This is a genomic window from Nioella ostreopsis, from assembly GCF_004000255.1.
GTDB lineage: Bacteria > Pseudomonadota > Alphaproteobacteria > Rhodobacterales > Rhodobacteraceae > Nioella > Nioella ostreopsis.
Genome location: NZ_RCIQ01000057.1, coordinates 1 through 3,727, shown reverse-complemented (window position 1 = coordinate 3,727; position 3,727 = coordinate 1). Strand labels below are relative to the sequence as shown.

General features: G+C 60.5%; 8 protein-coding genes. All 8 read right to left on the bottom strand.

Going from position 1 to position 3,727, the window contains the following annotated elements:
* Positions 1 to 149: 149 nt before the first annotated feature.
* A complete protein-coding gene (locus tag EP237_RS22700) occupies positions 150 to 491 on the bottom strand; it encodes a hypothetical protein (protein WP_088716855.1) in 342 nt (113 codons plus the stop codon).
* Positions 492 to 663: 172 nt separating this feature from the next.
* On the bottom strand, positions 664 to 1,131 hold the full coding sequence (locus tag EP237_RS22695) for a GIY-YIG nuclease family protein (RefSeq protein ID WP_088716854.1): 468 nt from the start codon (positions 1,129 to 1,131) through the stop codon (positions 664 to 666).
* Complete coding sequence (locus EP237_RS22690; RefSeq protein WP_088716853.1) at positions 1,131 to 1,331, bottom strand: hypothetical protein; 201 nt, start codon at positions 1,329 to 1,331, stop codon at positions 1,131 to 1,133. Before EP237_RS22690 ends, EP237_RS22695 begins: the two co-directional genes overlap by 1 nt.
* 64 nt (positions 1,332 to 1,395) lie before the next feature.
* On the bottom strand, positions 1,396 to 2,748 hold the full coding sequence (locus tag EP237_RS22685) for a class I SAM-dependent methyltransferase (RefSeq protein ID WP_088716852.1): 1,353 nt from the start codon (positions 2,746 to 2,748) through the stop codon (positions 1,396 to 1,398).
* Between the two features lie 11 nt (positions 2,749 to 2,759).
* Positions 2,760 to 2,924 (bottom strand): hypothetical protein, encoded by a 165-nt coding sequence (locus tag EP237_RS23265; protein ID WP_157903888.1) that lies wholly within the window; start codon positions 2,922 to 2,924, stop codon positions 2,760 to 2,762.
* On the bottom strand, positions 2,921 to 3,277 hold the full coding sequence (locus EP237_RS22680) for a hypothetical protein (RefSeq protein WP_088716851.1): 357 nt from the start codon (positions 3,275 to 3,277) through the stop codon (positions 2,921 to 2,923). Before EP237_RS22680 ends, EP237_RS23265 begins: the two co-directional genes overlap by 4 nt.
* A complete protein-coding gene (locus EP237_RS22675) occupies positions 3,274 to 3,483 on the bottom strand; it encodes a hypothetical protein (RefSeq protein ID WP_074647538.1) in 210 nt (69 codons plus the stop codon). The genes EP237_RS22680 and EP237_RS22675 overlap by 4 nt, the downstream gene beginning before the upstream one ends.
* Positions 3,480 to 3,695 (bottom strand): hypothetical protein, encoded by a 216-nt coding sequence (locus tag EP237_RS22670; RefSeq protein WP_088716850.1) that lies wholly within the window; start codon positions 3,693 to 3,695, stop codon positions 3,480 to 3,482. The genes EP237_RS22675 and EP237_RS22670 overlap by 4 nt, the downstream gene beginning before the upstream one ends.
* Positions 3,696 to 3,727 lie beyond the last annotated feature (32 nt).

The window sequence follows — 3,727 nt, the reverse complement described above, 5'->3', positions numbered from 1 at the left end:
CGCAAGCGCGGGGATCTCCGAACCCCTGTCTATCCATTGGGCGCCTGCGCGGCCGGGGGGCTGTCTGCCCCCGCGCCTTGCGGCGCTCTCCCGAGGATATTTAAGGTAAGATGAAAGGGCGGAGCTGTCGCCCATGAGCTGACGTTAGATCAGGCCGCAAGCTGAAGGCGTAGCGTCGTCTTATCACCGGCGCGAAGCGGGAAATGCACAGCGGCGAAACCGCAATCGGAAAGAAAGGAGATAATCCCGGTAGCGGTCTTGAACTCTCTCACCTTGAACCCGCCCCGCGTGGCATCCATCCGGGCAGTCACCAGCATCTGAACCTCGCCGGACGGATCGATACTCTTCATGAACCAAAGGCCGTGCCAGCTCGGCCCCTTGCGGAATGGTTCTTCACGACATTCAATTTCGAGCTGGCCTCCATGTTTTAGGCTTAGCCGTAAGCCCTGCTCGTTGATGACATTCGGGGTAAGCTGGATCTTATCGGCCACGGAAATTCCTCGTCTGCTTCATCGCAATATTATAGCATCGCTGACATTAAGCGCATCATCGAATGGCGGTTTCCTGCCACTGGAATGTGCAGGCTAGGAAGGACGTAGGGGGCTGTCTGCCCCCGCGCCTCACGGCGCTCCCCCGAGGATATTTTCAGGAAGATGAAAGAGGCTAGACCAGATCGCTCTTGATCGGGTCGGTTCGCCCTGTCGGCCGCCAGCCTGAATCGAAAAGGGATATGCGGCCATAGATCGGCCATGCAATTTTGAGGCGGGCAATACGGCGAAGCCGTGTCGCCTGCTCGGTGATGAGCTGTGCCACGTCGCTAACCGATGCGCCGTCTCGAAGGATATACCATTCCCGATTGCGGGTCCGGTCTCGTCCAGCCAGACGCCCCACCTTGGCGTGACAACGGGCCTCAAGAGCGAACGCATGGGGCATTCTCACGGTCTGGACAATGACCATTCGGCCTTGAACGCTGCGCGAAAGCTCCTTCCTCCGATCAACTGTCTTGCGCTGCGTGAAGCCGATCTTGATGCGGCAGGGGTCTTCCTCGTCACAGGTAAGATAGACTGTTCCCCAAGCCACATTGCGCCGAAACCAGCGGATACGGGTGAAGCCCCGAGATCGGCGGGCCATCAGGCCCGCTCCGACTCGGGTGCGATGCCGTAAGGGTATGCGGGACCGTAGCGAACGCCGCCCTGTTCAAAAAAGCCCATGCTCCCGAGTAGCCATGCGCGGTGAAACTCGGTTCCGGCGATCAGGCGGCGAATCGAACGGGGGATATGCCGGCCCGCGTAGCCTGCCAGATAAGCGCGAAGATAAATGCTCTGCATCATGTCGAAAATTCCTTTGTAGCCAGAATACTAGGTGGAAGGGCGGGCCGGAAGGCCCGCCCGACGATCAGGCGCGGGGCTTGTAATAGACACAGTATCCGGTGGGGATGTTCGTGCCGGAGCTGGCGAAGCTGCCCACAGGCAGATCGCGCCAGTCGCCAATTGTGGTGCCGTGGTCGTAGTAGGCGGACGCGGGCAGGATGCAGACCAGACAGCCGCCGGGCTTCAGGAACTTTACCGCATGATCGAGGTGTTTCTTGTAGTGCCGCCCATAAAAAGGGGGGTTCATGACCACCTTATCAAACCGCGGATCGGGCGCGACCTGAAGGAAATTCGCGGTCATGACGTGATGGCCCTTCGCGCGGGCCAGGTCGGCACGGGCGGCGTCGTATTCAACGCCTGTGACGGACACGGCCCCGCTCATCCGGTTTTCGCGCAGATCGGCGTTGCGCCGGGCCAGCTCGTCCATCAGTGCGCCGTCGCCACAAGACGGTTCTAGGATTTCCTCGCCGCCGCTAAGGTGCAGGGCGTCGATCACGGTTTCTGCCACGGGCCGGGGGCTGGCATAGAATTGCAGATCGCGGGCAACATCTGTGCTTGGCCGCTTCGCTTCGGCCTCGTTTGGCGCGTCGGGCAACACTTCGCCATAGAACTCGGCCAGGGCGTGGTTGATGTCTTTTCGGCCCTCGGGGTCGAAAATCAGGTGGCCGTTGCCATTCTTGAAAACGCGGATGATGCCACCGCAGAAATCAGCCTCGCCGTGGCGCTGCACCTCGTCCATCGTGTCTTCAAACTCGCGGTAGGTATAGCGCGGCTGGCTTCGATAGACGCGCAGGGCGTTAAGGGTATCTTTCACCCGCTCCCGGCCCCAACTGTTCCAGCCGGTGACATAGGAAACGATGATCCGTTTCGGCAGGCCCTCAACGCCGATTTTCACTTTGGAATGGCTCTTATAGGCCGGGTCCAGATCGGTGAAGCATTCGGCCAACCCCTTGAGGACGTGAAAGCGTTGATCGAGCAAATAGCTCCCGAACACCTCAGCGATATTTTCCAAGGTGAAGGGCAGGGGTTTGGTCAGCTTCAAGTCGAGCTGCTGCCGGTCCTTGGCGCTGGCGATGTTCTCGATATTCAAGCCTTCGTAGACGTGTTTCCATGCGGATCGCAGCAGGGTCAGGCGCACGTCGCGCTCGTATAGACTCGGATCGGTCGCAAAGACGCGCCCGCCGTAGGTGCCGCCGATGCAAGCGGCGGCATTGATCGCGGTTTCGGCCCTCTTGAAAGCCTCGATGGCGCCGGGGATGCTTTCGGCCTTTGCATCATACTCCGCGACGATCTCGGACAGGCTGCGCCGGATTGCCGGTGCGCCGTGGTCCTTCTGGTCGGTTTCGCCAATCTTTGGAAATTCGCTGTGAAATGTCATGCTCTCGTCTTTCATCCTTGGCCCAGGAACCGCTCGCCAGCGTTCGGGCCATATTCGATCACTTCCCAAACCTCGTGCCCGGTGCGGCTGGCGTAGCGCCATGCCGTTGCCTCGTCCTTGTGGACGCGGGGCAGGTCGTCGGGGTGTTCGCGGGTCTCGAAGGTGCGCCAGCTCATGCCTCGGTTCCCCGAGGCATGGCTGCGAAAAGGTCGTCGTTGTCCCAAGCCGGGTGCGACTTGGCGGCGGGCAGGGGATCGACACCCTTGGTCTCGATCACAAGGCGGGCCGTGCGCTCGCAGGGACAGCCATAATCGTTGCGGTAGTGCTCGCGGATTCGGACTTCGTAGCGGTTCGTCGTCTCCGGGATCGGCGCGACGGTGTATCGCTTGGGCGAAGATTTCCGGCCCAGCCAATCCGCGCCCCATGTGGCGGGATGCTTGTCGCGCTGATACTCGATGCAAGCCAGAATATTGCGCTTGTCGGAGGCGGTCAGGTGCCGCCCCTCGATGAGTGAAATCTGCGGTTTCATTGGGCCTTCTCCTGAAGGTAGGTGCGATACCCCTTCTGATCCGTGCTGCCGAAACAGATCACATGCTGATCGGCCAGATGGCGCAGGTCGCAAAGCGCATACTCCATCAGATCGGCTACCTGGCCGGAGGCGTCAGGATAGAGCGCGGTCAGTGCATCAAGGATGCGCGCTGCCTGAATGTCGGGGGTGTTGTTGGGGGCACTCATGCCCCCATCTCCGTCCAGTCAGTCGCCCAAGTATCCATCGTTGCGACGGTTTTGCCTTCGGGATCGAGCAAGCGTAGATCGGGCTTGTGCGTGGCGGCTGCGTGATGATCGCGGCCCATCTTGCGCAGCAGGTCGGGATTGGCGGAATAGACCACTTCCGCGCCGGGCAGACCGTCATATTCGGACCATAGAGAAAAAAGACGTGCGGACATAAATCGTCCTCCTTGTGGTGATGCCCTATCCG

Coding starts and splice junctions, on each gene's coding strand:
- EP237_RS23265 (WP_157903888.1), bottom strand. CDS start 2,924: ATGAGCTGGCGCACCTTCGAGACCCGCGAACACCCCGACGACCTGCCC.
- EP237_RS22680 (WP_088716851.1), bottom strand. CDS start 3,277: ATGAAACCGCAGATTTCACTCATCGAGGGGCGGCACCTGACCGCCTCC.
- EP237_RS22695 (WP_088716854.1), bottom strand. CDS start 1,131: ATGGCCCGCCGATCTCGGGGCTTCACCCGTATCCGCTGGTTTCGGCGC.
- EP237_RS22685 (WP_088716852.1), bottom strand. CDS start 2,748: ATGACATTTCACAGCGAATTTCCAAAGATTGGCGAAACCGACCAGAAG.
- EP237_RS22670 (WP_088716850.1), bottom strand. CDS start 3,695: ATGTCCGCACGTCTTTTTTCTCTATGGTCCGAATATGACGGTCTGCCC.
- EP237_RS22690 (WP_088716853.1), bottom strand. CDS start 1,331: ATGATGCAGAGCATTTATCTTCGCGCTTATCTGGCAGGCTACGCGGGC.
- EP237_RS22675 (WP_074647538.1), bottom strand. CDS start 3,483: ATGAGTGCCCCCAACAACACCCCCGACATTCAGGCAGCGCGCATCCTT.